Source organism: Sphingomonas sp. (assembly GCF_045810705.1).
In the GTDB taxonomy this organism is placed as follows: Bacteria; Pseudomonadota; Alphaproteobacteria; order Sphingomonadales; family Sphingomonadaceae; genus Sphingomicrobium.
Map to the genome: position 1 here is coordinate 54,197 of NZ_JBJMVI010000011.1, position 24,928 is coordinate 79,124.

The 24,928-nt window shown below is 64.5% G+C and carries 16 protein-coding genes and 1 tRNA gene; 8 read left to right on the plus strand and 9 right to left on the minus strand.

Going from position 1 to position 24,928, the window contains the following annotated elements; translation table 11 throughout:
* Positions 1-18: 18 nt before the first annotated feature.
* On the minus strand, positions 19-1,446 hold the full coding sequence (locus ACJ8FR_RS05615) for a sugar porter family MFS transporter (RefSeq protein ID WP_407827640.1): 1,428 nt from the start codon (positions 1,444-1,446) through the stop codon (positions 19-21).
* Positions 1,447-1,496: 50 nt separating this feature from the next.
* Complete coding sequence (locus ACJ8FR_RS05620; RefSeq protein ID WP_407827641.1) at positions 1,497-2,579, minus strand: LacI family DNA-binding transcriptional regulator; 1,083 nt, start codon at positions 2,577-2,579, stop codon at positions 1,497-1,499.
* Between the two features lie 88 nt (positions 2,580-2,667).
* On the opposite strand from ACJ8FR_RS05620, the gene ACJ8FR_RS05625 reads away from it, so the two are divergent.
* Complete coding sequence (locus ACJ8FR_RS05625; protein ID WP_407827642.1) at positions 2,668-5,049, plus strand: glycoside hydrolase family 3 N-terminal domain-containing protein; 2,382 nt, start codon at positions 2,668-2,670, stop codon at positions 5,047-5,049.
* On the opposite strand, the gene ACJ8FR_RS05630 is transcribed toward ACJ8FR_RS05625, so the two are convergent.
* From ACJ8FR_RS05630 to ACJ8FR_RS05645, 4 genes are read right to left on the minus strand one after another with little or no spacing between them, the layout of a single operon-like run.
* Entirely contained in the window at positions 5,039-5,974 is a 936-nt protein-coding gene (locus ACJ8FR_RS05630; RefSeq protein WP_407827643.1) for a polysaccharide deacetylase family protein, read from the minus strand. The genes ACJ8FR_RS05625 and ACJ8FR_RS05630 overlap by 11 nt on opposite strands.
* Complete coding sequence (locus ACJ8FR_RS05635; RefSeq protein ID WP_407827644.1) at positions 5,971-7,644, minus strand: glycoside hydrolase family 43 protein; 1,674 nt, start codon at positions 7,642-7,644, stop codon at positions 5,971-5,973. Before ACJ8FR_RS05635 ends, ACJ8FR_RS05630 begins: the two co-directional genes overlap by 4 nt.
* 6 nt (positions 7,645-7,650) lie before the next feature.
* Positions 7,651-8,031 carry a hypothetical protein gene (locus ACJ8FR_RS05640; protein WP_407827645.1) on the minus strand — a complete coding sequence of 127 codons (381 nt, stop codon included), beginning with the start codon at positions 8,029-8,031 and terminating at the stop codon, positions 7,651-7,653.
* 12 nt (positions 8,032-8,043) lie between these two features.
* Positions 8,044-9,165, minus strand: coding sequence for an endo-1,4-beta-xylanase (locus ACJ8FR_RS05645; protein ID WP_407827646.1), 1,122 nt, complete (start codon positions 9,163-9,165; stop codon positions 8,044-8,046).
* Positions 9,166-9,238: 73 nt separating this feature from the next.
* Between ACJ8FR_RS05645 and ACJ8FR_RS05650 the strand changes: the two genes are divergently transcribed.
* A complete protein-coding gene (locus ACJ8FR_RS05650) occupies positions 9,239-11,341 on the plus strand; it encodes an alpha-glucuronidase family glycosyl hydrolase (protein ID WP_407827647.1) in 2,103 nt (700 codons plus the stop codon).
* 61 nt (positions 11,342-11,402) lie between these two features.
* On the opposite strand, the gene ACJ8FR_RS05655 is transcribed toward ACJ8FR_RS05650, so the two are convergent.
* Entirely contained in the window at positions 11,403-15,056 is a 3,654-nt protein-coding gene (locus ACJ8FR_RS05655) for a TonB-dependent receptor (protein ID WP_407827648.1), read from the minus strand.
* A gap of 265 nt (positions 15,057-15,321) precedes the next feature.
* Here ACJ8FR_RS05655 and ACJ8FR_RS05660 point away from each other — a divergent pair, with 265 nt between their 5' ends.
* The 5 genes from ACJ8FR_RS05660 to ACJ8FR_RS05680 are packed head-to-tail and all read left to right on the plus strand — an operon-like array spanning position 15,322 to position 22,307.
* Positions 15,322-16,836, plus strand: coding sequence for a tryptophan halogenase family protein (locus tag ACJ8FR_RS05660; protein ID WP_407827649.1), 1,515 nt, complete (start codon positions 15,322-15,324; stop codon positions 16,834-16,836).
* Entirely contained in the window at positions 16,833-18,224 is a 1,392-nt protein-coding gene (locus tag ACJ8FR_RS05665; RefSeq protein WP_407827650.1) for a tryptophan 7-halogenase, read from the plus strand. Before ACJ8FR_RS05660 ends, ACJ8FR_RS05665 begins: the two co-directional genes overlap by 4 nt.
* Positions 18,221-19,756 (plus strand): tryptophan halogenase family protein, encoded by a 1,536-nt coding sequence (locus tag ACJ8FR_RS05670; RefSeq protein WP_407827651.1) that lies wholly within the window; start codon positions 18,221-18,223, stop codon positions 19,754-19,756. The genes ACJ8FR_RS05665 and ACJ8FR_RS05670 overlap by 4 nt, the downstream gene beginning before the upstream one ends.
* Positions 19,753-21,288, plus strand: a complete 1,536-nt coding sequence (locus ACJ8FR_RS05675; RefSeq protein ID WP_407827652.1) for a tryptophan halogenase family protein — start codon at positions 19,753-19,755, stop codon at positions 21,286-21,288. The genes ACJ8FR_RS05670 and ACJ8FR_RS05675 overlap by 4 nt, the downstream gene beginning before the upstream one ends.
* Positions 21,288-22,307, plus strand: a complete 1,020-nt coding sequence (locus ACJ8FR_RS05680; RefSeq protein ID WP_407827653.1) for a cupin-like domain-containing protein — start codon at positions 21,288-21,290, stop codon at positions 22,305-22,307. The genes ACJ8FR_RS05675 and ACJ8FR_RS05680 overlap by 1 nt, the downstream gene beginning before the upstream one ends.
* Positions 22,308-22,333: 26 nt before the next feature.
* Here the strand turns inward: ACJ8FR_RS05680 and ACJ8FR_RS05685 are convergent, their stop codons facing one another.
* Together ACJ8FR_RS05685 and ACJ8FR_RS05690 are read right to left on the minus strand one after the other, a co-directional pair.
* On the minus strand, positions 22,334-23,101 hold the full coding sequence (locus tag ACJ8FR_RS05685; RefSeq protein ID WP_407827788.1) for a Stf0 family sulfotransferase: 768 nt from the start codon (positions 23,099-23,101) through the stop codon (positions 22,334-22,336).
* A 106-nt stretch (positions 23,102-23,207) separates the two neighbouring features.
* Positions 23,208-23,298 (minus strand) — tRNA-Glu (locus tag ACJ8FR_RS05690).
* 101 nt (positions 23,299-23,399) lie between these two features.
* Here ACJ8FR_RS05690 and ACJ8FR_RS05695 point away from each other — a divergent pair.
* Entirely contained in the window at positions 23,400-24,755 is a 1,356-nt protein-coding gene (locus ACJ8FR_RS05695; RefSeq protein ID WP_407827654.1) for an integrase, read from the plus strand.
* Positions 24,756-24,928 lie beyond the last annotated feature (173 nt).

Sequence of the window (24,928 nt, forward strand, 5' to 3'; positions counted from 1 at the left end):
CTTTGAGCCGCCGCCTGCTCAGCCTTCCATGTGCTCGAGTTCCTTGCCACGGGTTTCGCGCACGAGCTTCTGCACCAGGAAGAAGCTGATCACCGCGCACACCGCGTAGAAACTGTAGCTGATGGTCAGCCCAAGCTTCGCCGCCATCACCGGGAAGCTGAACGAGACCAGGAAGTTCGCGAACCACTGGACGAACCCCGACACGGCCAGCGCCGACCCGCGGATCTGGTTCGGGAACATCTCGCCGAGCATCACCCACATCACGGGGCCCCAGCTGAAGTTGAAGAAGATCACGTAGAGGTTGGCGGCGACCACCGCGATCAGTCCGAGGCCGCGCGACAGCACGAGATTGCCCGCCGGATCGAGCGAGCCCTGGCTGAACGCATAGACCATCGCGAACAAGGTGACCGCCATGCCCGCCGAGCCGATCAGCAACAGCGGCTTGCGCCCGATCTTGTCGATCACCGCAATCGTCGCGAAGCAGGCCGCGATCGACACCGCGCCTGAAACGATGTTGATCTGGAGCGACTGATCCTCGGTGAACCCGGCGAGCTGCCACAGTGTCGCGCCATAGTAAAAGATGACATTGATGCCGACGAACTGCTGGAAGGCCGCGAGCATGATGCCGGTCCACACGATCGGCCTGACGCCGAGGAAACCATTGCCCTTGATGTCGCTCAACCGCGGACGGTGATCGGCGCTGTAGGTCGCGCGGATTTCGTCGAGCTTCGCGCGGGCGATGCCGCGTCCGAACAGGCTGGCGAGGACGCTTTCGGCCTTCTCCTCGCGACCCTTCGAGACGAGGTAGCGCGGGCTCTCGGGAATGAACAGCAATGCGACGAGGAAGATCGCCGCCGGGAGCGCCTGCATCAGGAACATCCAGCGCCAGGCGGCGATGCCGAGCCAGTGCGGCGCGGTCGACACGCCGGCCGAGGCGGCGAGGAAATAATTGACCACGAAGGCGGCCGTGAGGCCGGTAATGATCATGATCTGCTGAACGGTCGTCAGCCGCCCGCGGATCTCCGCCGGCGCGACTTCTGAAATGTACGCAGGGGACAGCACGCTAGCCGCCCCGACCGCCATTCCGCCGCAGATACGCGCGATCACGAAGATGATCTGTGACGGCGCGAAGCCCTGGACGAGAGCGCCGGCGAGGAAGAGCGCGGCGGCCACCATCATCGTGTTGCGTCGGCCCATCAGGTCGGCGAGCCGCCCCGCGAAGAAGGCGCCGATGAAGCAGCCGATGAGCAGCGAGGCGACGGTGAATCCGAGGCCGTTGGTCGGCGACCAGCTTCCCGGTATCAGGCTGAATGTCGACTTCAGGCCTTCCTGGGTTCCGTTGACCGCACCGCTGTCATAGCCGAACAGGAATCCGCCAATCGTGGCGACAGCGACGATCGCGCCGATGAATCCCATGTTGGCGCGCGACGGACTTGCCTCAACCATATGCTCTCCCCTCAGTCGCGCCGACTCCTGCAGCACGCCAGCCGTTAGCGCTAACTACTCAACGATTTCCCGGCAAATGCAACCGGGGCACCAGTGGATTCTCGAATGACAAGCTCATGCTCGAGTACGCAATCGGAACGCGCCGGCGGCGCCCCACGGCGGCGGCTGCGGAGGTTGGAAAGCAACAGCTCCATCGCCGCGGCGGCCATTTCGGACACCGGCTGGCGAACGGTCGTCAGTTCGGGCCACACCGCCGTCGCCATCGGCGTATCGTCGAAGCCAGCCACGCTAAGGTCGCCGGGAATCGCCAGCCCGCGGCGGTGGGCGACGCTGATCGCCGCGGCGGCCATGTCGTCGTTGCTGGCGAAGATCGCGGTCGGCGGGTTCGGGCGGTCGAGCAGCCGCTCGGCTGCGGTCAGGCCCGACCGAAACGTGAAATAGCCCTGCTCGACGGGCATTTGATCGCTCGACAGGCCGGCCGCCTCGAGCGCCGCGCGGAAACCGCGTTCGCGGTCCTGTGTCGCAATATGGCCGGGATAGCCCCTGATCAGGCCGATGTGCTGGTGGCCGAGAGAAATCAGGTGATCGGTGATTTCGGCGGCCGCTTTGAAATCGTCCATGCGGACGTTCAGCATGTTGGGATAAACTTCACCCATCGCCACGGTCACGACCGGAATCTCGGCGAGCGCAAGTTCGCTCAGGATCGCACCCGATTCCGACAGCGGCGGCGGTAGGACGACGCCCTCGACGTTGGCGCTGGCGAGGTGACGGGCGGCCTGGCGCTGGCTCGCTTCGTCATCCAGGCACGGCTCGATGACCAGGTGCACGCCGGCCTTGCGCGATGCTTCGAGCGCACCGACCAGGAACAGGCTGAGATAGGCGGCGCTCGGGTTCGAGTAGAGCAAGCCGATATGGGTGGCGTCGCCGGCGGCAAGGCTGCGCGCCGCGGTGTTGGGCGAATAGCGCAGCGCCTTGATCGCTTCGAGCACGCTCCGCCGAGTCTCTTCGCGAACGTTCCGTTCCTTGTTGATGACGCGCGACACGGTCATCGCCGAGACCCTTGCGGCGCGGGCAACGTCCTCGATGGTGACGCTTCCACGGCTTCGGCGGCTCGCCTTGGGTGCTGTTCCCATCGAAGCGGCTCTATCACCGGGCAACAGCATTGCAACCGACAGACCGGCGGCTATGGTAGCGCTATCATACGAGGTCACGAGGAGCGGGATGACTTCAAAGCTGCACGCCATCGCAACAGTCGCGCTCGCGGCCATGCTCGCGGCATCGGCCCCTTCGGCCCAGGCGGCCACTGCGCCCGCAATTTACAAGGACCCTCGCCAGCCGGTCGAGCGGCGGGTCGACGACCTCCTCTCTCGCATGACCCTCGACGAGAAGGTCGCGCAGCTCGAGACCGCGTGGGAGAGCAAGGCGAAGCTGCAGACTCCCGACGGCCGTTTCTCGCCCGAGCTCGCCTCGAGGAATTTCCCGAACGGAATCGGCGGATTCGCGCGTCCATCGGACAAGCGCGGAGTGACCTCGTCAAACGGCGCAGCTGGAGCCAACGCCGCTTCAAACCGCGACGCTCGGGATACGGCCGAATATGTGAATGCCGCGCAGCATTGGGCGGTCGAGCACACCCGTCTCGGGATTCCGATCCTGATGCACGAGGAGTCGCTGCACGGCTATGTCGCGCGGGGCGCCACCAGCTTCCCGCAGGCGATCGGCCTGGCCAGCACCTGGGACCCGGAGCTCGTCACCCGCGTCTTCTCGGTTGCCGCGCGCGAAATGCGGGCGCGAGGCGCCTTCCTCGCCCTCGCGCCGGTGGTCGATGTCGCCAAGGACCCGCGGTGGGGACGCATCGAGGAAACTTACGGCGAGGATCCGTATCTGGTCGGCCAGATCGGACTTGCCGCGGCGCGCGGGTTCCAGGGCCTGACGCTCCCGCTCGCGCCCGACAAGGTGCTCGTGACGCTCAAGCACTTCACCGGGCACGGCGCTCCGGAAAGCGGCACCAACGTCGGACCGGCGCACGTCGGCCAGCGCGAGCTCAGGACCGATTTCTTCCCGCCGTTCGAACGCATCGTCCACGCTTTTCCGGTGCAGTCGGTGATGGCGTCGTACAATGAGATCGACGGCATCCCGTCCCACGCGAACGGGTGGCTGCTGAACGGCGTGCTTCGCGGCGAATGGGGTTACCAGGGCGCTGTCGTCAGCGATTATTACGGCATTCGCGAGCTCATGACCCGGCACAAGATGTACGGCAGCATCGCCGACGCTGCCCAACGCGCGATCGAGTCCGGAGTCGATGTCGAAACGCCTGATCCTGAAGGGTATAGCGCACTTCCCGAGCTCGTCCGCACACACCGCGTGCCGCCAGCGCTTGTCGATACCGCAGTCCGCCGCGTGCTTCGCCTGAAGTTCGAATCCGGATTGTTCGACAACCCCTTCCCCGATCCGGCCACCGCCGAAGCGAAGACCGCGACGCCCGACGCCATTGCCCTCGCACGCGAGGCGGCCGACCGCACCATCGTCCTGCTCAGGAACGACAAGGGTCTGCTCCCGCTAAACGCAGCGAAGATTCGGCGCATGGCGGTGATCGGCACCCACGCCCGCGATACTCCGATCGGCGGCTACAGCGACGTTCCGAGGCACGTCGTCAGCGTGCTCGAGGGCATGCAGGAAGCGGGCAAGGGCCGCTTCACGGTCGACTATGCCGAAGGCGTCCGGATCACCGAGGGGCGCTGCTGGTCGTGCGACGAAGTGAAGCTCGCGCCCGCGTCGGAAAACCGCAGGCTCATCGCCCGAGCGCTACAGACGGCGCGCAAGGCGGACATCGTGGTGATGGTGCTCGGCGACAATGAGCAGACCAGCCGCGAAGCCTGGGCGGAAACCCATCTCGGCGACCGCTCCTCGCTCGACCTGGTTGGGCAGCAGGAGGATCTAGCCCGCGCGATCCTCGCGCTGCACAAGCCGACCGTCGTCGTGCTTCTGAACGGACGGCCGCTTTCGGTGAACTATCTTGCCGGGCACGCGCCCGCGCTGGTCGAAGGCTGGTACCTCGGACAGGAGACCGGCCACGCCGTGGCCGACGTTCTGTTCGGGACGGTCAATCCGGGCGGCAAACTGCCGCTGTCGATCGCGCGGTCGGTTGGGCAGCTGCCCGTCTATTACAATCACAAGCCGAGCGCGCGCCGCGGCTATCTGTTCGACACCACGCAGCCGCTTTACCCGTTCGGTTTCGGGCTCAGCTACACAACCTTCGACATCTCGCCGCCCCGGATCGTCACGCCGGTGATCGCGGCCGGTCAGCCCGCGCAGGTCCAGGTCGACATCGCCAACACCGGCGGCCGAACCGGTGACGAGGTCGTCCAGTTATACATCCGCGACGACGAATCGTCGGTCACTCGGCCGGTCATCGAGCTGAAGCGCTTCCAGCGCGTGACGCTTCGGCCCGGCGAGCGTCGCACGCTCACCTTCGATCTTCAGCCCGACGATCTCGCTTTATGGAACCCGGAAATGAAGCACGTCGTCGAACCTGGAACTTTCACGATCTACTCGGGCCCGAACTCGGCCGATCTCAAGAGCGCGAAACTGACGGTCACGGGCTAGTGGCGCCCGGCCTGCCGGGACAGATCGCGGCAAGCTGCGGCGCGAAGTCGGTCCGCCGCGGCAGGCTGATACCGCGAGCCGCCGCCTTTCCTTCGAGGCCCATCGCCTCCGCCGGCGAATCGGGCCGCACCTGGTCGGCGTAAGCAGGGTCGCGCTCCGCCTCGGGAAGGCTCACCAGTCGAAAGCCGGCCGCGCGATAAAGGCCGATCAGTTGCGGGAGCATGCGCGCCTCGAACGCGCTGTCGTGGAGCAGGACGACGTAGGGAATGTCGCGGCCGTACAGCTGTCGCGACAAGGTCCGGGAATAGCTGATCGCTTCCCCCGCGGCGTCGAGGTAAATGCGCTCGAGCCGATCGAGCGCGGCCTGGTCACCCGCCGCCATGCATCGCGCGTAAGGCGCCGTCCACTGCCAGTCGCCAAAGTCCATCGTCACCGCCGCAATCTTGTACCCGCGCCGAGCGAGCACATGCCGGGCCGCGACGCGCTTCTCGGCATTGTCGCCCTCGTCGAGGAACGGGTAGCGGAACCAGTGCCAGTCGCTCGATCCGGCAAGCTGCTGCAGCACGAGCTCATCGCGAGCGACTTCCCGTTCGAAATCCGCGATCGACATTTCGCTGAGGTGCCGGTGCGACCAGGTGTGATTGCCGAGCGCCAGCCCGGCCCTGCGCCACGCTCTTAGCACGTCCAGGGTTCCGGGCTGCTCCGCGGTCCAGTGCGCGTTGACGAAGCCGTAGGCCGGAACATGCGCCGTGATGAGCGCGGCGATGACATCGTCCGCAACGCTCTTCGGGCTCTCGCCGGCGGGAATTGGGCCGTGCACGGGCAGGTCGTCGATGGTCAGCGCGATTTCGAGGGCGCGCGGCTGCTGCGGGGTCGCGCAGGAGCCCAGGAGCGCGGCGGTGATCAGCGCGAGGCCCCGCTTCACGGTGTCCCGCCCGCGTCGTAAGCGTACAGCCCAAACACCGCGCCGACGAATCCTCCGGACCGCTTGGTGCTGAGCAATGTTCCGTCCGCATCCCGGAGCAGCGAATGCCAGCGCCGCCCGTCGGTGCTCCAGCTGAAGTCGTAGGCGGCGCCGTGCGCGTCGATGCGCAGTTGAACCGGCGAAGTCGGCGGGACGCCAGTCGAAGCGCTTGCGAGTATGACCCCGGCCGCCGGCTCGTTCCCGCCGGCTCGCCGTCTCACTCGGATGGCCAGCCTTCCGTGTTCCTGGCCGATCGCGAGAAAGTACCAATATTCGTCGTTCTGAAGCGCCACCAGTCCAGCTTCTGCGTCTCCGCTCGGTTCAAATGTGACCTTCGTCCGCGCGCTCGCATTGAGGTGCTGCTGCCGCCGCGCGATCAGCGACGGATTGCCGAGACCGCCGAGGCGCGCGCTTCGCGCCTCGATCTGCAGTGCGCCCCCGGAAGTTCGCCACCATTTCCCATCGGGGTTGCGAAGCGTCATCCAGTAGGGCGCGAGCCTGGCTCCGCCGAACTCGTCTCGCAAGGTGAAGGTCCCGCGCGTCGGCAGCGGCGGCTTTGGTCCGGCCGGTAGGTTCGGCCCGGTGGCAACCTGCGGCAGACGCTCGCCAGGTCGCGTGATCCGCGGCCAGCCGTCCTTCCACCGCACCGGCATCAGGAACGTCTCGCGGCCGGTGTTGAAATTGCCGGCGGCATCGTACGGCCGGACGCCGAGGAACACGGCCCACCAGTCGCCGCGCTGAGTCTTCACGAACGACGCATGGCCGGTCGAGGTGACCGGACTTGGCCGATCGGCCGGCAGGTCGCGCTGGGTGAGGATCGGATTGTCGGCCGCCGGCACGTACGGCCCTGTCACCTTGTCGCTCCGGAACACGACTTCCGAATGGCCCTCCGCTGTGCCCCCTTCCGCGGCATAGAGATAATAAGCCCCGTCCTTCTTGAGGATGTGCGGACCCTCGATCCAGATCGGCTTCTCCTCGGGATGGACGCCGGAATCGACCAGCACCTGTCGCTGACCGATGGGTTTCAGCCGCTTGGCATCGAACTGCTGCAACCAGATGGCGCGATGGCCTTCGTAGCGCGGCTTGCCGACCGGATCTCCGTTGTTCAGGATCCACGCGGTTCCGTCGTCATCGAAGAACAGCGACGTGTCGATGCCGTCGACCGGGATCCAGGCCGGATCAGACCACGGCCCCGCGGGATTCTTCGCACTGATCACGAAATTGCCGCCGCACCCGACGCAGGTGTTGACGATATAGAAAGTGCCGTCGTGCCAGCTGATGTCGGGCGCATAGACACCCTGCGACATGGTCATCCTGGCGAAGTTGAGTTGCCCCGGCCGGTCGATCGCACTGCCGATCTGACTCCAGTTGACGAGGTCGCGGCTGTGGAACACCGGAATTCCGGGGAACCAGGCGAAGGTCGAATTCACCAGATAATAATCGTCGCCGACGCGGATCATGCTCGGATCGGGATAGAACCCTTGGAGAATGGGATTGCCGTACTCGCCGCGCTTTGGCGTCGGTTGATGATCGTTACCGCGATACTCGAACCAGTCGAACCGGGCGACAGAGGCAGCTTGTGCACCCGTGGCCGCGAGCATCGCTGTTGCCGCTAGCGCGTTCAGGAACATCACGCGCTAGCGCGGCACCGCGGTGAAGACGCCGAGCCGGCACTGGGCGAACGATCGCGCTCCCGTCGCCTTCGCCTCGACGGGATCGTAGACCCGGACGGTGTCGTCGGCGCAGAGCGTTGTCGATTGCGATTCGGTCTGGACGATCTCCGATCCCGTCGCGCGAGCCACTCCCGGGCATCCGCCCACCAGGTCGTTGCGATAGATCACTCCGCCTGACATCTCGAACACGATCGACGACGGCGGCTGTGCATGCCTCGCTATGACCTGCTGAAGGTCGATGCAGCGCGTCTGGGCGCCCGCGGCAATCGGCGCGGCCGGCGGCGGAGCGCTCTGGGTTCCGCACGACGTGGCGGCGAGGGACAGCAAGGCAATCGCACGCTTCATCTCCAACCTCCTTCAGCCGACGTGATGCGCCGACGCCGATCGCAAAGCCGCCGCCATCGCCGCCCGCAGCGGCTTGGGCCGGAAGCGCGCGTCGTACGGCGTGCCGCGCTTCAACGTCTTGTCGGCGCGCGGGTCGAAATCGGTGAGCCAGCTATACCGGTCGGTCATCCCCCACGCGAGAATGTCCCCGAGCTGCGGGTAGCTCAACATCAGGTCGAGATAGGCGCGCCCGTAATCGGCGACCATCCGGTCGCGGATGCGCGTATCAGTCGGCGCCGCATGGTCGTTCACGTCGAACTCGGTGATCAGCAGCTTGTAGCCCATGCCCACCACCTCATCGAGGAAGCGGCGCCAGGGACGTTCGGATTCGCGGACGATGTCGCCCACCGGGACCCGCTTGAGCAGGCGGATGTGCGACTGCACGCCAAGCGCATCGACGGGTGTGCCGCGCTTGCGGAAGCCTTCGAGCAGCCTCAACACGCCCTTGATATGCGTCTCGTCCTCGCTGGTGCGTTCCCAGCTCATGTAATCGTTGTAGACAAGCTGCGCGTGCGGGGCTTGTTCGCGCGCCGTATGATACATGAGGTCGAGGAAATGCTCCCCGCCAAGCGCGCGCGTGACGTTGGTGTCGCGGATCTCGCCCGTCTCGGGCTGCACCGCCTCGTTGACGACGTCGTAAGAATAGATGCGCGTCCCGTAACGGCGGCAGACGGTCCGGACATGCTCGGTCAGCAGCTGCTCCGCTTCGGCCGCGGAGCGGAACCGGGTCTCGGCGAGCCACTTCGGGTACCATTTGGTCGGGGTCCAGAAGAGCGTGTGTCCGCGCAATTTTAACCGATGGCGTGCCGCATAATCGGCGATCGCGTCGAAAGCTCTGAAATCGAACGCACCGGGGTCGCGCCGAACCCACTGCCACTTGAGCTGATTCTCCGGCACCAGCAGCGAACATTCGCGCTCGAGGAGCGCGGCATAAGCGGGATTGGTGAAGCTGCCGGCATCAGTGCCAAGCGGGCTCCACGCCACCGCCGAGCCGAAGCGGCGGCCGCTTGCCCGTGCCAATCGATCGAGCGGTGGCGAAGCCGCGGGAGCGGCCCGAGCGGCTGCCGCTCCGGCCAGCGCCGCAACTGCCGCCAAACTCTCGCGCCTGGTAAGAAACACGGCGTCTCCCTTACAATGATAGCGCTAACAGCATAGGCTCGCGGGGACAATGCGGCATTGGAAACGAGCTTCGTCCGCGACGCTGATCGCGTTCATTTTGTCGGTGACCGCGGCACCCGCACATGCCGAGGACGGCTATCGGCTGTGGCTCCGCTACCAGCCCCTGCCCGCGCAATTGCGCCAGCGGTACGCCCCGAACGCGACCGAAATCGTCATGGTACCCAACGGCGCCGTCGCAACCTCCGCCTCGAGCGAGCTGCAGCGCGGGCTCTCGGGCCTACTGGCGGCGCTGGTGCCCGTGCAAAATCGAGTCGACCGAGATGGTGCCGTGGTCGGCGAGCTCAGCGGCTCTTCGAACCTCGGCAGCGAGGGGTTCGTCATCCGGTCCGGGCGGCGCGCCGGCCATCGCGTGACAATCATCGCCGCTTATGACCAGCACGGGCTTCTCTATGGCGCCTTTGCCCTGCTCCGGCTGATCCAGACGCATCGGCCGATCGATCATCTCGACGCCACCGATAGTCCGAAGCTCCAGCTCCGCCTGCTTGACCATTGGGACAATCCCGATGGCAGCATCGAGCGCGGCTACGCGGGCCGGTCGCTGTGGGATTGGCGGACGCTGCCCGGCCGGAAGGACCCGCGCTACACTGACTATGCGCGGGCGAACGCTTCTATCGGCATCAACGGCGCGGTCCTCAACAACGTCAACGCCTCCGCCGACATCCTCACCGCACCCTACCTTCAGAAGGTCGAAGCGCTAGCCGGGTGTCTCCGGCCATGGGGCATTCGCGTCTATCTGTCCGCGCGCTTCTCCGCCCCGATCGACATTGGCGGGTTGAAGACCGCCGACCCACTGGACCCGGGCGTTCGGCGCTGGTGGCAGGCGAAGGCCGACGAGATCTACCGGCTGATCCCCAACTTCGGCGGCTTCCTGGTCAAGGCCAATTCCGAGGGCGAGCCGGGCCCGCAAGACTACGGCCGGACCCACGCCGACGGCGCCAACATGCTCGCCTGGGCGCTGCAACCGCACGGCGGGACCGTGATCTGGAGAGCGTTCGTCTATTCCCCTGGCGGCGATGACCGGGCCAGGCAGGCTTACGACGAGTTCAAGCCGCTCGACGGCAAGTTCGCGGACAACGTCATCGTTCAGATCAAGAACGGCCCGATCGACTTCCAGCCACGCGAACCGTTCCATCCCCTGTTCGGCCAGATGACGCATACGCGCGTGGCGCTGGAGGCGCAGATCACGCGGGAATATCTCGGGCAAAACACCGGCATCGCCTACCTCGGCACCATGTGGTCGGAGGTGCTTGGCGCGGACACCTGCGCGCCCCGCTGCGGCACCCCGGTGTCATCGACGATCATGGCAATGGCCGGGGTCTCGAACGTCGGCAGCGACCGCAACTGGACCGGCAGTGATTTCGACCAGGCAAATTGGTACGCGTTCGGGCGCCTGGCCTGGAACCCGCGCCTGCCCGCCGGGCAAATCGCCGGTGAATGGGCGCGGATGACGTGGAGCAACGATCCGCGCGCCGTCCGGCCGATCCTTGCGATGATGATGGGCTCGCGCGAAGCGGCGGTGGACTTCATGACCCCGCTCGGCCTCGCCCACCAAATGGCGACCGATCACCATTACGGGCCCGCGCCATGGGTCTGCGACCTCCAGCCAAGCTGGAATCCCTGCCACTACAATCGCGCCGATGCAGGCGGCATCGGTTTCGACCGGACGGCGGCGGGCTCCAATGCCGTCGCGCAATATGCGCCTCCCGTGGCGCGCGGCTTCTCGAACCTGCGAACGGCCGACGGCAAGTATCTCTTGTGGTTCCACCATCTGCCGTGGACGTATCGCATGCGCTCCGGCCGGACGCTGTGGGACGAGCTCGTCATCCATTATGCCCACGGCGTCGCGGAGACCGCGCAAATGCGCCGGACGTGGGCGGCCGTGCGCCCTTATGCCGATGCCGAGCGATGGAATGCCGTGGCGGATGACCTGCGCCGCGAAGAGGAGGAGGCGCGCTGGTGGCGCGACGCTTCCATCGCTTATTTCCAAAGCCTGTCGAGGCTGCCGCTTCCCAAAGGGAGCCCCCGGCCCACGCACCCGCTCGCATATTACCAAACGCTGCGCCCGCCGGCCCTGCCCGGCCAGCGGCACTAGAAAAAAGAGAAAGGCCCCCTCCGCGGATGCGGAGAGGGCCTGGGGAAGGGCTTGGTCCGCTTTACCCGCGCTCTGGCGCAGCCGGCGGCGGGGGTGGCGGCGGTGGCGGGAGCGGACAAGTCGCGGTCGCCGCGATGACCGACCCATCGGGGCACGTTTGCGTTTGTGGCGGCGGCGGAGGCAATACTGGCGGCGGGAGCGGCGGCGGAGCGCTGGACCCGCCGAAACTACCGCGCACGATGAATGAGTACCGCCGGTCCTGCATCACGTCGGACCGCGTACCCTGCAGCCCGGAAAGCGTGAATTGCTGAAGCGTTTTGGTCACCGCATTGGTGAGGTTTTGCGCCTGCACTCCGACCTTGAGGTGCGGGCCGAACGAGTAAAAGGCCGACGCATCCAGGGTCCCATATGCCTTCTGGAATATCGGGAAGTACGGGAAGATGACGTCGGACTCGGTCAGCAGGAACTTCGAGCGCCAGTTGTACGCCACGCGAACCGAAACCGGCCCCTTCTCGAAGAACGGTTCGACGTTGACCGTATGCTTCGACAGTTGCGCAAGCGGCAGGTTGGTCGACGCCCCCACGGGGGGTACGTTGGTCACAGCCGAACCGCCGTTGAGGAACGAGTTCGGGATGCCCGTGCTTTCGACATAGGCATAGTTCGCACTCAGCCCCAGACCGCTGAGGAAGCCGGGCAAGAAATCGTACGTCTGGGTGTACGAGATTTCAAAACCCTTGACCTTGCCGGTACCGCTGAAGTTCGACGGACCTCGGACCGCGACGGTCTCGGTAATGCCATTGTTGGTGATGTCGCGTGGGACCGTATTTGAATAGATGTAATTGTGGATATTCTTCAGGAAGACATCGAAGGTCAGCGAGCCGACCCTGCTCCCGGCGAAATACCACTCCAGCGTCGCGTCGAAATTATCCGAGGTGATCGGCCTCAGGAACGGGTTGCCGGCATTCGATTGCGGCAGTCCGTTGGAATCGAGTCCGATCGTCAGGAAGTTGCGGATGTCGGCAAGCCCCGGCCGTGCAAAGTCCTTGCTCGCGGACAAGCGGAAGATGAGGTCTTCGCTGAGACCGAACTTCAGGTTCAGACTTGGCAACCAGTAGCTGTATTTGTTGACAGCCGTATTCGCGATCGTCGCAGTGCTTGTCCCGGCCCATTGCTGCAGCTGCGCGTAGGCCGCCGGTCCGATGTTGCAGATCCCGCCGGGTACGGTGGGAACCTGCGGCGCAGGCGGCGGAGGAATTGAGGCATCGCAGCGGCCCGGTGTGACCACGCCGGTAACGGGATTAGTCACCCTGTTGAATGGACTGGTGATGCCGAGCAACGATTGGTTGATTCCGAACGCGCCCGACGAGGTGAGATTGTCGTGAACGTAGCGGACGCCGATGTTGCCATCGAGCCGAACGTTTCCGAAGATCGGCTCGGACTGGCCGAAGCGAAGCATCGCATAAGCGTCATCGGTCTTCTGGCCGACCGGCTGGATGTCCTGCGGCAGGAACGGCGTACCAGCGATGACGCCCGGCCGCGAAGCTAGCGGATTCCACGAGGTGGCCGTGCTTCCAGTCGCGCGCGCGGCGGCCTGGACCGATTGGGCGAAGGCGATCGCTTGCTGGTAGTTACCGACCAAATCGCCGCTGTAGAATTGCGCCGGGGGCGGAGCGACCGACTTACCTCTGAAGAAGTTGTCCCACGTGAAGAGTTGGTTAGCGCCCTGCGGAACGCCAACCTGATCCATGAAGATTGGGCTTCCCGACCAAATTTCGCTTAGCGAGCCCCAGTTGTAGGTCGTGTATTTGATATCTTGCTGGCGATCGGAATATCGCGCGCCGAATTTGAGCTGCTTCAGGAAGCCGTCGTTGAGGAAATTGTAAGCAACATCGCCGGCGAATGCCCATTCATGGCCCCGGCTCTGCTCCATGTGGTCCATCGCGTTGCGCCAGAAGGTGAAGCGCGGATCAGCGAAATATTGCGCATCCGTGGCACTCGCCATCGCGGGGTTGGGAGCAGCCCAGGTCGCACTGAGCGTGAGCGGCTTGTGCGCGATGATCTGCGGGAAATTGCCGGTGAGGTCGATCTGCTGATCAGAGAAGTTCGACCCGGAAATCTCCATGTCCAGATTGTCGTGTCTCGCCGTGACATGTTGGGCATCGAGGTTGATATCCCAGTGCGGCGTCGGGCTGAACTTGAAGTTGAGTGAGGTGTCCTGGACGACGTTCGTTTCATGGACCGCCCGCGCGTCGAGCGACTGCTGCATGCCGCCGGTTGGAACCCGTGTGGTCGCGCTGCCGCTGCTGGATGTACGCCAGCCGCTACCGGGCAGCGTGATGAAGCCGCTCTCGAAAACGTTGTTGGCGTCGTACTGGTAATTCGGGAACGAGCCGCCGGGATTATACCCTTGGCCTCTGCCGTTGTTGCCGAAGACGAAATTGCCGGAAGCGTCGAGGCGGCATTGCGCCTCCGGGCGACTGCCAAACGTGCCGTTCTGCTGGCATCCGGCTGGGAACGTATTGTATTCGGAAAGGTCGGAGCCGACGCCCATCGTATGCTCTTCCCACGACTCCGTGGCTTTGGAGTTGAGGAATTGCGCCGTGAGGAGCGCACGCCGGTCATTGCTTTGCCATTGCGCAGCAGCGGCAAAGCCGCGGCGCTTGCGGTCGTGATCCTCGGTCTGGAACTGTCCGCCGACCGGCGCATAGCGGAGGTCGGCGAAGTCGGCGGACCCGTTCGCACCGGCAGGAGGCGTTCCAAAGCACGGGCTGCCCGGACCCGCCGTCGGGAGGACCGGCGGGAAGCCCTGCACATCGGTGCCCAGAGGCAAGTTTGCGCGGCAGATTCCAGTCCCTTGGCCGGAAGCGTTGTTGTCCGAATAAGTGCCGTTCCGTGTCTGGAAGTTGGAGATTCGGACGGCGTCGGAGCGGGTGAAAAGCCGAGCATAGGAAAAGGCGCCGAGCAGGCCAATCCGGCCGATCCCGGTATCCCAGTTGTCGCTGACCAGGACCGAACCCACGGGAGACCATTTCTTGGCGAGGTCGCCGTAATTGGCCTCGAGATCGTAACCGAGGTGGAACCCCTTGTTGTCGAACGGCAGGCGCAGGTTCATGTTGACGGTGCCGGACAAACCGCCTTCGATCCGGTCCGCCGTCGTCTGCTTGTAAACCTCAACCGAGCCGAGCAGCTCGGCCGGCACGTCCTGGAAGTTGATCGCCTGGCCATAGACGCCGGTTGAGAACGTATCGCGGCCGTTGAACTCGGAAGCGACAAAGGTCAGGCCGCGAATGGTGACGCCCGCGCCCTCGGCCGAGAAGTGGTCGGGATCGCTGGTGCCGGCGAAGCGGTTGATCGCGACTCCGGGAACGCGTTGCAGCGCTTCGGTCACCGAGCGGTCGGGAAGCGCGCCGATGTCCTGTGCGGTGATCGCGTCGACGATCGTGTCGGAATTGCGCTTGATCTGCTGCGAATTGCGCAGGCTCTGACGGATGCCGGTGACGATGATCGCATTGCGGCTTTCCGTCGGTGCGCCGGGCGCCGTCGTGTTCGCTGCCGTGGTCGTCGGCTGGGTCGGCGATGTCGAGTTTGCAATCGTGTCGTTGGTCGTGGTCTGCCCGAATGCCGGCGCGCTGACGGTCAGTGCACTGATCGCAACGAATGAAACGCCGCTGCGCAGGGCGCGCACAGAATCCGAGTGCCCCTTCGACTTGGCCATTAGCCGCTCCCTGTTTCTGGTAGCGCTAACACACGCGACCAGCCTCTCTCCAAACGACTGCATAACGCGCGCTGTTTTTCCCGGCAAGACTGATTATGGTAGCGCTAACGCGATCTTTCGGCTGACTGTGGCCGCGATGCAGCACTTCGCGACCGGCCGGACGTTGAGCGATTGATTTGGTGGCGAGCACCGACGCACAACAATGCTTGATTGGACCGCCCTCCTAAGGAAGTTTGCGCGCGCGTTGTTTTGGGAAAAATGGAGCATGGGGGAGCAACCGAAATTGAACGTGGTCGTCGTCGGTGGCGGAACCGCAGGCTGGATGACCGCAGCGGCCCTGGCCAAGCTGCTGCCCACGCGGTGCACAGTGACGCTCGTCGAATCCGAAGCGATCGGCATTGTCGGCGTGGGCGAGGCGACTCTCCCGCATATCCGCGGTTTCAATGAGCGCCTCGGAATCAATGAAGCCGAGTTCATGGCGGCGACCCGGGCGACCTTCAAGCTCGGCATCGAGTTCGAGGGCTGGAGCCGCTTGGGCGACAGCTACATCCATCCGTTCGGCACGTTTGGTAGCGGCCAGGGCGACCTTCCCTTCCACCAATACTGGTCCCGTCTGCGCGAACAGGGCGCAGCGATCTCGCCGCTAGGCGATTATTCGATGGCAGTGACCATGGCGCACATGAACCGCTTCGCTCGCCCTGACCCCGACCCGGCCAGGATCGAGTCGACGTTCAATTACGCCTACCAGTTCGACGCGACCTTGTTCGCCCCATTCCTCCGAACCATCGGCGAGAAGCTTGGCGCGTCGCGGATCGACGGCAGGATCGTCGATGTCGATCTCGACGGCGAAAGCGGTGACGTCGCCGCGCTTCGGCTCGAGGACGGCCGGCGCATCGAAGGCGACCTGTTCATCGACTGCTCGGGGTTCGTCTCGCTCGTCCTCGGCAAGGCGCTCGGCGAACCGTTCGAGGATTGGTCGCACTGGCTTCCGTGCGACCGGGCGGTCGCCATGCCCTGCCGAACCGAGACCCCGCTGACGCCTTACACGAGCGCGATCGCGATGCCGTCGGGTTGGCGGTGGCGGATCCCGCTCCAGCACCGCACCGGCAACGGATACGTTTACTCATCCAGCTTCACGGACGATGATGTTGCCCAGTCCGCCTTGGTGGGCGCGGTCGAGGGCGAAGGCATTGCCGAGCCGCGCGTGCTCAAGTTCACGGCCGGGCGCCGCACCCGCAGCTGGGTCAGGAACTGCGTTGCGGTCGGGCTTGCCAGCGGCTTTCTCGAACCGCTCGAATCGACCAGCATCTACCTCATTCAGGCGGCGATCTCGGGCCTTGTCGAACTGTTCCCCGAGAATGAAATTTCACCCCTCGACCGCGATGAGTTCAATCGCCTGATCGACATGGAATACGACCGCATCCGCGACTTCCTGATCCTCCATTATCATGCGACCGAGCGGTCCGACTCGCCGTTCTGGGATTATGTGCGGACGATGACGGTCCCCGATACGCTCGAGGAAAAGATCGAGCTGTTCCGGCGGCGCGGCCGCGTCGTCAAATATCGGGAAGGCGTGTTCCTCGATGCGAGCTGGGTCGCGGTCTATATGGGCCAGCGCATCATTCCCGAAGGCCACGACATCCGCGGCGATTTGCCGCCGCTCGACGCGCTCGCCCGGAGTGCGGAGGCGCTCCGCGGCGAAATCCGTGCGAAGGCGTCGCGGATGCCCGATCACCGTTCGCACGTCGAAGCCTATTGCCCGATGGCGGTCGCCGCATGAACCGGGCGATCAACAGTGTCGTCGTCGTCGGCGGTGGAATTACCGCTTGGTCCACCGCCGCCGCCCTGAAGCGCAGGATATCCGTGCTCGAGGTGGTGGTCGTCAGCAGCCCGCCACCACCCGACGCGCTGGCCGATCGGATGATCAACACGCTGCCGTCGATCGCGGAGTTCCATTCCGACATCGGACTCTCCGACGAAGACACGGTCGTCCGCGCGCGCAGCGGTCTCCGCATTGGCACGGCCTTCAAGGGTTGGGCCGAAGGGCTTCCCGACTATATGCACGCCTACGGAAGCTATGGGGTTCCGGTCGCAGGAGTCGCCTTCCACCAGCTGTGGCTGCGACACTACTATCCGCGCGGTCGGCCGTTCGACTCCTTCGCGCCAGCGGGCGAGGCCGGCTACGCGCTCCGCCTCGAGACCGAGATCTATCGCCAGCTCATCCACGATTATTCGCTTCACCTCGGCGTCGTCGAACAGCCGGGCGACCCGGTTGATGTCGAGCTTCGCGGTGCCGACGGCTCCATCGAGGCGCTGCTTCTCGCCGACGGCCAGCGTATCGAGGCCGACCTGTTCATCGATTGCACAGGTCCCGCAGCGCGGATTCGATCGCGAATGGCTGACAGGTTCGACGACTGGGGCCGGTGGTTGCTGTGCGACCGGATCATTGTTGAAGCCGGCGCGCCCGAACCCGACAAGCCCTTGCTTGACGAGATAACTGCGACAGCCGCCGGCTGGACCTGGCGCTCCTCCTCGCCGTCCGCAACGGTGACCGGAAGCGTCTTTTCGTCTGCCCACAGCGCGGATGTAGAAGGTGCAAATCCGATCCGGCAGGGGCGCCTTTCGGAGCCATGGGTCCGCAATTGCGTGGCGATCGGCGATTCGGCGGTCATGGTCGAGCCGCTCGAGTGGACCAACCTCCATCTCGCCCACAGCCAGATCGACCGACTCGTTTCGATGATGCCCGACGCCGGTTTCGCTCCGGTCGAGATCGACGAGTACAACCGCCAGTGCAATGCCGAGGCGGACCGCGTCCGCGACTTCCTTTGCATGCACTATGTGACGGCGCGGCGCAGCGAACCCTTCTGGAAGGACGCGTCTCCCGATGAGCTACCGCCGTCACTCGCCCACACGCTGTCACTTTTCGCCGAGCGCGGGCGCCTTCCTTACTACGAGGAGGAGACGTTCGCGCGCGACAGCTGGCTTGCGGTCCTGCTTGGCCAGGGCTTCCTCCCCCGCAGGATCGACCCCCTGGCCGATTCGGTGACGGCCGAGCAGGTCGAACATGCACTTTCATCGCGGCGCCGCCGGACGCCTGAGCGTCTCGCCCCAGCGCAGCCGAGCTACCGCGGATCTTTCCTGCAAATGGGGCAGAACGCACAGCCATGAACGAACACAGCATCCGTGAGGTCGTCATCGTCGGCGGCGGAACGGCCGGCTGGATGGCGGCCGCCGCGCTCTCACGCTACCTCAACAATGGCTATACGCGGACGACGTTGATCGAGTCCGAGGAGATCGGGATCGTCGGCGTTGGCGAGGCCACCATCCCTCCCCTGCTGAGCTTCAACGCGCTGCTCGGAATCAACGAGAACGACTTCGTCCGGGAGACCAAGGCGACGTTCAAGCTCGGGATCGAATTCGTGAACTGGGGCGCGCTCGGCCATCGGTACTTCCACCCGTTCGGGACACTCGGCCAGGACTTGCAGGGCATCCCGTTCCACCAGCTCTACCTGCGCGAGCGACAGCGCCGAGAACTGCCCGACATTTCCGATTGGGCAATGAGCGCGGTCGCTGCCGCCCAGGGCAAATTCGCCCGGCCGGGGCGCGGCGCGCAATATCCGCTCAACCAGGTACTGTATGCGTTCCACTTCGACGCGGGCCTCTACGCGCGATTCCTGCGCGGTTACGCCGAGCACGCCGGCGTTCGCCGCGTCGAGGGCAAGATCGTCGACGTTCGCCTGTCCGGCGAAAATGGCCATGTCGAGGCGGTCGAGCTCGGCGATGGCCCAGTGGTCGAGGGCGAGCTGTTCATCGACTGCTCGGGCTTCCGGGGCCTGCTCATCGAGCAGGCGCTCGAGACCGGCTACGAAGATTGGAGCCACTGGCTTCCGTGCGACCGCGCGATCGCTGCGCCGTGCAGCCATGGCGTGAGGCTCGATCCGTTCACCCGCTCGACGGCGCATTCGGCCGGCTGGCAATGGCGAATCCCGCTCCAGCACCGCATGGGCAATGGGCATGTCTATTGCAGCGCATTCATCTCCGACGACGAAGCAGAACAACTATTGCGCTCGAACCTCGAGGGCGAATTGCTTGCCGAACCGCGGCGGCTCTCGTTCACCACCGGCCGGCGCAAGCTCGCGTGGAACCGCAACGTCATCTCCCTCGGCCTGTCGAGCGGCTTCGTCGAACCGCTGGAATCAACCAGCATCCATCTCATCCAGGCGGGCATCGCACGCCTGATTGCCTTGTTTCCCGACAAGCGCTTCAACCCAATCGAGCGCGACGAATACAACCGACGGATGCAGTCGCTGTTCGAGTGGGTCCGCGATTTCATCATCCTCCACTACAAGGCGACCGCGCGTGACGATTCCGAATTCTGGAAGCGTTGCGCGGCGATGGAGATACCGGACAGTCTCGCCGGGCGCGTCGAGCAGTTCCGCAACAAGGGGCGCGTCTTCGCCGATGCCGAGCTGTTCAACACGGTCAGCTGGGTTTCTGTCATGCTCGGCCAGGGTATCGTCCCCGATGATTATGATCCGGTCGTCGACGGGCTTGACGAAAATAAGATTGCCCAGGCGCTTGAGCAGATGCGCGTCTCCATGCTCGAGACCGCGGGGCGGCTGCCGATGCACGAGGAATTTGTCGCCCAGTGCTGCGCCGGCACCAACGCCGCCGCGCAGCCGGCCGAGATCGTCCTGTGAGGGGCGACCGAATTCGCAAGGTGGTCATCGTCGGCGGCGGTACCGCCGGCTGGATGACGGCGGCCGCCATGTCGCAGATCCTCGGCGAAATGCCAGACCTGACGATCGAGCTGGTGGAATCGGATGAGATCGGGACTGTCGGCGTTGGCGAGGCGACGATCCCCCAGATCAACCTGTTCAACGCACTGCTGGGGATCGACGAGCGCGATTTCGTCCGTTCGACCAACGCGACCTACAAGCTCGGAATCGAGTTCCGCGACTGGACGCGGATCGGTCACAGCTACGTCCATCCGTTCGGCTTCTACGGACTCGACATGCTCGGGATCGAATTCCATCATCACTGGCTCAAAGGCCGCATGGCCGGCGATGCAGTCCCGCTCGACGTTTATTCGCTCGGCGTCGTGGCCGGACTTGCCGGCCGTTTCGCGCACCCAAGCCCCGATCAGCCGAACTCGCCTCTGTCGCGGATCGCCTATGCCTTCCAGTTCGACGCCTCGCTCTATGCCAAATACCTGCGGCAACGTGCCGAGGCGTTGGGCGTCAGGCGCACGGAAGGCCGCATCGTCGACGTCGTCCAGAACGGCGAAACGGGGTTCGTGGAGGCCGTTGTACTTTCCGATGAGCGGCTCGTCGAAGGCGACCTTTTCATCGACTGCTCGGGCTTTCGCGGCCTCCTCATCGAGCAGGCGTTGCAAGGCGGGTTCGAAGATTGGTCCAAGTGGCTGCCGTGCGATCGGGCCGTCGCCGTGCCGTGCGAGAACAGCGACGATCAGCAGCCGCTGACGCGCTCGACCGCGCGGCTCGCCGGCTGGCAGTGGCGGATCCCGCTCCAGCACCGGACCGGAAACGGCTACGTCTATTCGAGCGCTCAAATCGGCGACGACGAAGCTGCCGACGTCTTGCTTGCGAACCTCGACGGGGCGGCGCTTGCCGAGCCGCGTCTGCTTCGCTTCAAGGCCGGGCACCGCAAGAAGGCATGGATCAAGAATGTCGTCGCGATCGGACTCGCCGGCGGGTTCCTCGAGCCGCTCGAATCGACCAGCATCCACCTCATTCAGACCGGCATCGCCCGGCTGATGACCTTGTTCCCGACACGCCGCTTCGACGACATCGAGATCGAGCGTTACAACCGCCTGACCGTCCGGGAGTATGCCGACATCCGGGACTTCCTCGTCCTGCACTATCATGCCAACGAACGGACCGACTCGGAGCTCTGGCGCTACTGCCGCGAGACTGCTCCGCCGGAGGGCGTCTCGTACAAGCTCGACATGTTCCGCCGGACGGGGCGCGTCATTCGCGAGCATGACGAACTGTTCACCGAAACGAGCTGGCTGGCGGTGCTGGTCGGCCAGGGGGCCGAGGCGCAGAACTATCATCCGGCGGCCGACATCCTGTCCGATGCCGAAACGCTCCAACGCCTTGCGCACATCCGCGAGGTTGTCGCCCAAACGGCCGCGATGATGCCCACGCAGAACGACTATCTGCAGCGACAGGGAAGCGCGAGCAATGTGACGCTCAGGCGCGCATCCTGATGGACTTGGACAAGCTGCGCCCGATTGCGGAATATACCGGTGTTACTCAGGCGGAGTTCCGCGAGAACATCCGCCCATTAGGTCAACCCGCAGTGCTCCGGGGAGTCGCGGCCGAGTGGCCCGCCGTGGTCGCAGCCCAGCGCTCCGATGAAAAACTGATCGCTTATTTGCGGCGTTTCGGCGTTGGCCGGCCGGTAGCCGCGATTGTCGGCGCTCCCGACATCGATGGACGGTTCTTCTACACCGATGATTTTCGCGCGCTCAATTTCCAACGCGGGATGTCGACCCTCGATTCATTTCTCGATCGCTTGCTGCGCGACCGCGAAAATCCGCGCCCCTACGCGATCGCGGTGCAGTCCGAAGAAGTCCCTGCCTTATTGCCCGGTTTCGAAAACGAGAACCGGACCGACCTTGTCGGTACGAATGTCACGCCGCGAGCCTGGATCGGCAATCGCATCCGCGTCGCCCCTCATTATGATCTGATGGAGAATATCGGAATCGTCGTCGCGGGCAGGCGCCACTTCACCCTTTTTCCGCCAGACCAGCTCAAGAACCTCTACGTCGGCCCGTTCGAGCTGACGCCGGCGGGCACGCCCGTCAGCGTCGTCGACACCCGCAATCCCGACTTCGAGCGATTCCCTCGGTTCGCAGAGGCCCTCAAATGGGCGCAAGTTGCGGAGCTCGGTCCGGGGGATGCGATCTACATCCCATTCCACTGGTGGCATGGAATCGACTCTCTCGAACCGGTCAATCTGTTCGTCAATTATTGGTGGAACGACGCGCGGTCGAGCACGGGCAATCCGTACGACGCGCTGCTCCATGCCCTTTATGCAATCAAGCGACTTCCTGCCGAGCAGCGTGCGGTCTGGCGCATAGACTTCGATCATTACGTCTTCGCCCTGGACGGCGATCCGGTCGACCATCTGCCCGAACATGCGCGAGGGGTGCTCGGCAAGCCGACCGAGGAGCAACTTGGGCGAATGCGGGCAACGCTTCGTCAGGTCCTCAACAAAACCTGACAGGTCGAATGCTAGACCGCCGCCAATTAACGACCACGCGAACGGGCGTAGCGCTCGGCCCATTCGCGCGAGTTACCTTCGGACTGCTTTGCGATCTGCGGCACCTCCACCGCGGCCCGAGGGTCGACCGGCACACCGAGATAGTTCGCGACCGCTTCGACAACAGCGGACCCGTCCGACAGCACCTCCTCGTGCCAGACGGTCAAAGGTTCGATCCTGAGGTCGCTGAACATCTGTTCCCATCCAGCCTCCTGGAAGGCGATGCCACGGTCCGCGGCTTCGAGCGCGTCGTCAGAATAATCGAGTCGGGGCTCGGCCGCTCGCTCCTGCTCCTTGCGCCAGACGCCCGACATTGACGCCCTTGCGTAAGAGACGGTCTGGGCTAGCCGGTCACGACGGCGGAGATAGATGATCCGGGGCGGCCCGCCATGCGGCAGGATCGTCGCGAGCACTTCTTCGAGCAACAGCGGGTTCGTCCGCTGCAATTGCTCCAGCTGCTGCGGAAACGCCTTGAGCCCGAACACGCCATTGGGCGAGCACCGTCGGCGCAGAACCGAGCGCCACAGCCGGCGCTGAAGGTCGGGCGAGCCGCCGGCAAAGCCGTATGGGCCGGCGGGTTCGAAGTTCAGATATTCGAGCGGCGCGCCGAAGCAGCCCGTGCGCCACAGCAGGTGGCTGAAGAAGGTGCTGCCCGCCCGCGGGACCGAGGCGAGGAGATAGGTGCGTTCGGGCCCCTGCTGGCGAGCGGTGAAGTCGAACCTACCCTCGTAGCCGGTTTCGATGTCGATCAGCATGTTGCGCACGTTCTAGCATGCGCGGCGGGCTATTCGCGCGCAAGGCGGCCGATCCACCCTCGTTTGATGCCCTCAGCCGCGATGAGACGCCACGCGCGAGCGCATCTGGTGACCCCTACGGGACTCGAACCCGTGTTTTCGCCGTGAGAGGGCGTAAACGTAAATCTTTCTCGAGTTTGTCGCTGTGCGCCAACGTCTTGATTTCGTTGTATTCAAGCTGGCTGACGTTTGCCGATGTCCGGACGTGTCTGTCCCGGGATATTTGACTGATATTAGACTAGTCGTCTAAACCAGCTGCATGGCAAAGACCCTCACGGAAGCAAAAATCACCACCCGCGAGCAGCGCAAGAAGTTGGCATCCGGCGTTCATTGGCGCGGCGTCGATCCCGAAGTTCACCTTGGCTATCGCAAAGGGAAGCGTGGCGGCTCATGGCTCGTTCGCTGGTATGACGGAAAGAAATATCAGCAAAGGACATTCGGGACCGCAGATGACGAACTGCGCGAAGGCACGCTCGATTTTGCCGGAGCGGTCAAGGAAGCCCGACAAGTAGTCGAAAAGGAGCGCCGCACCGCGCGGGCCGCTGCCGCTGGACCACTGCTGTCGGTCCGTCTTGCGGTCGAGACCTACATGGCTTCGCGGGATGCTCGGGACTGCGCCCGGAAAGGCCGCACTGTTCGATCAGACGCCAGCAGTCGCTTATCGCGGTATGTCGCCGGGCAAAATGCGCGCGGCAAGCGCAAGGCTGTCCCAGCCGCACCTTTGGCAGAAATCCACCTTCACGAATTGACTGAGGGTGACCTACTCGAGTGGCGCGCGGAACTGCCGGAGACCCTGAAAGGGACATCGAAGAGGCGGCTGATCAACGACCTGAAGGCGGCGCTGAACACGGTCTACACGAACAATCGCAGCCGACTGCCCACGCATCTGCCAGCCACAATCAAGCATGGGCTTCGGACGATCGACAGCGGAGAAGAGGCGGAGCCGATCGCGCGCGAGAACCAGATACTTTCTGACAGACAGCTGATGGACGTGATGGGCGCAGTCCTTCAGATCGATGCAGAGCAAGGCTGGGGCGGCGATCTAGCGCGCATCATGACGATGTTGGCGGCCACTGGGGCGCGGTTCTCCCAGGTGGCGAGGCTGCGTGTCGGAGACGTGCTGGTTGATGCTAGTCGCGTAATGATGCCAGTCAGCCGTAAAGGTCGAACTGGCAAGACTGGCAGCGCAGCACTGCGTATCGGTCCTGATGCCATGGAGGCGATCCTGCCGGCGATCAGCGGTCGCTCCAAGACTGCGCTGCTGTTTGAGCGCTGGCGCAAGAAGCAGGTGCCCGGCGGCATCCAGTGGGAACAAGGAGAGCGCGGTCCTTGGCGGTCGGCTTCCGAACTTGCCCGTCCTTGGGCCGCGATCCGGGAACGCGCAGGTTTGGGTGAAGGCGTGGTGCTATATGCCCTCAGGCACTCCAGCATCGTTCGAGGCTTAAAGAAGCAGCCGATCCGATGGGTAGCTGCGCTCCACGACACGTCGGTCACGATGATCGAGCGACACTACAGCCGGTTCATCGCGGAAGTTGATGATGTGGCGGCACTGAGCGTCGTTCCGCTTTTTCCCGAGTCGCGCGAAAACAATGTCGTGTCGCTGACACGAGTCTGACCTGTTGCACCGACGCCCGTGAAAGACCCGCACCGCGCCCGTGCATAACGCTCCCGACGCCCGTTAAAGACAGGGCCGAAGGCCATGAAAGAGTCGCGTTTTGTGAGGATTTTCACGGGCGACGCTTGGCGGCGAACGGGCATTCGCTCTATCCGGCTGGCGCGGCAACATCG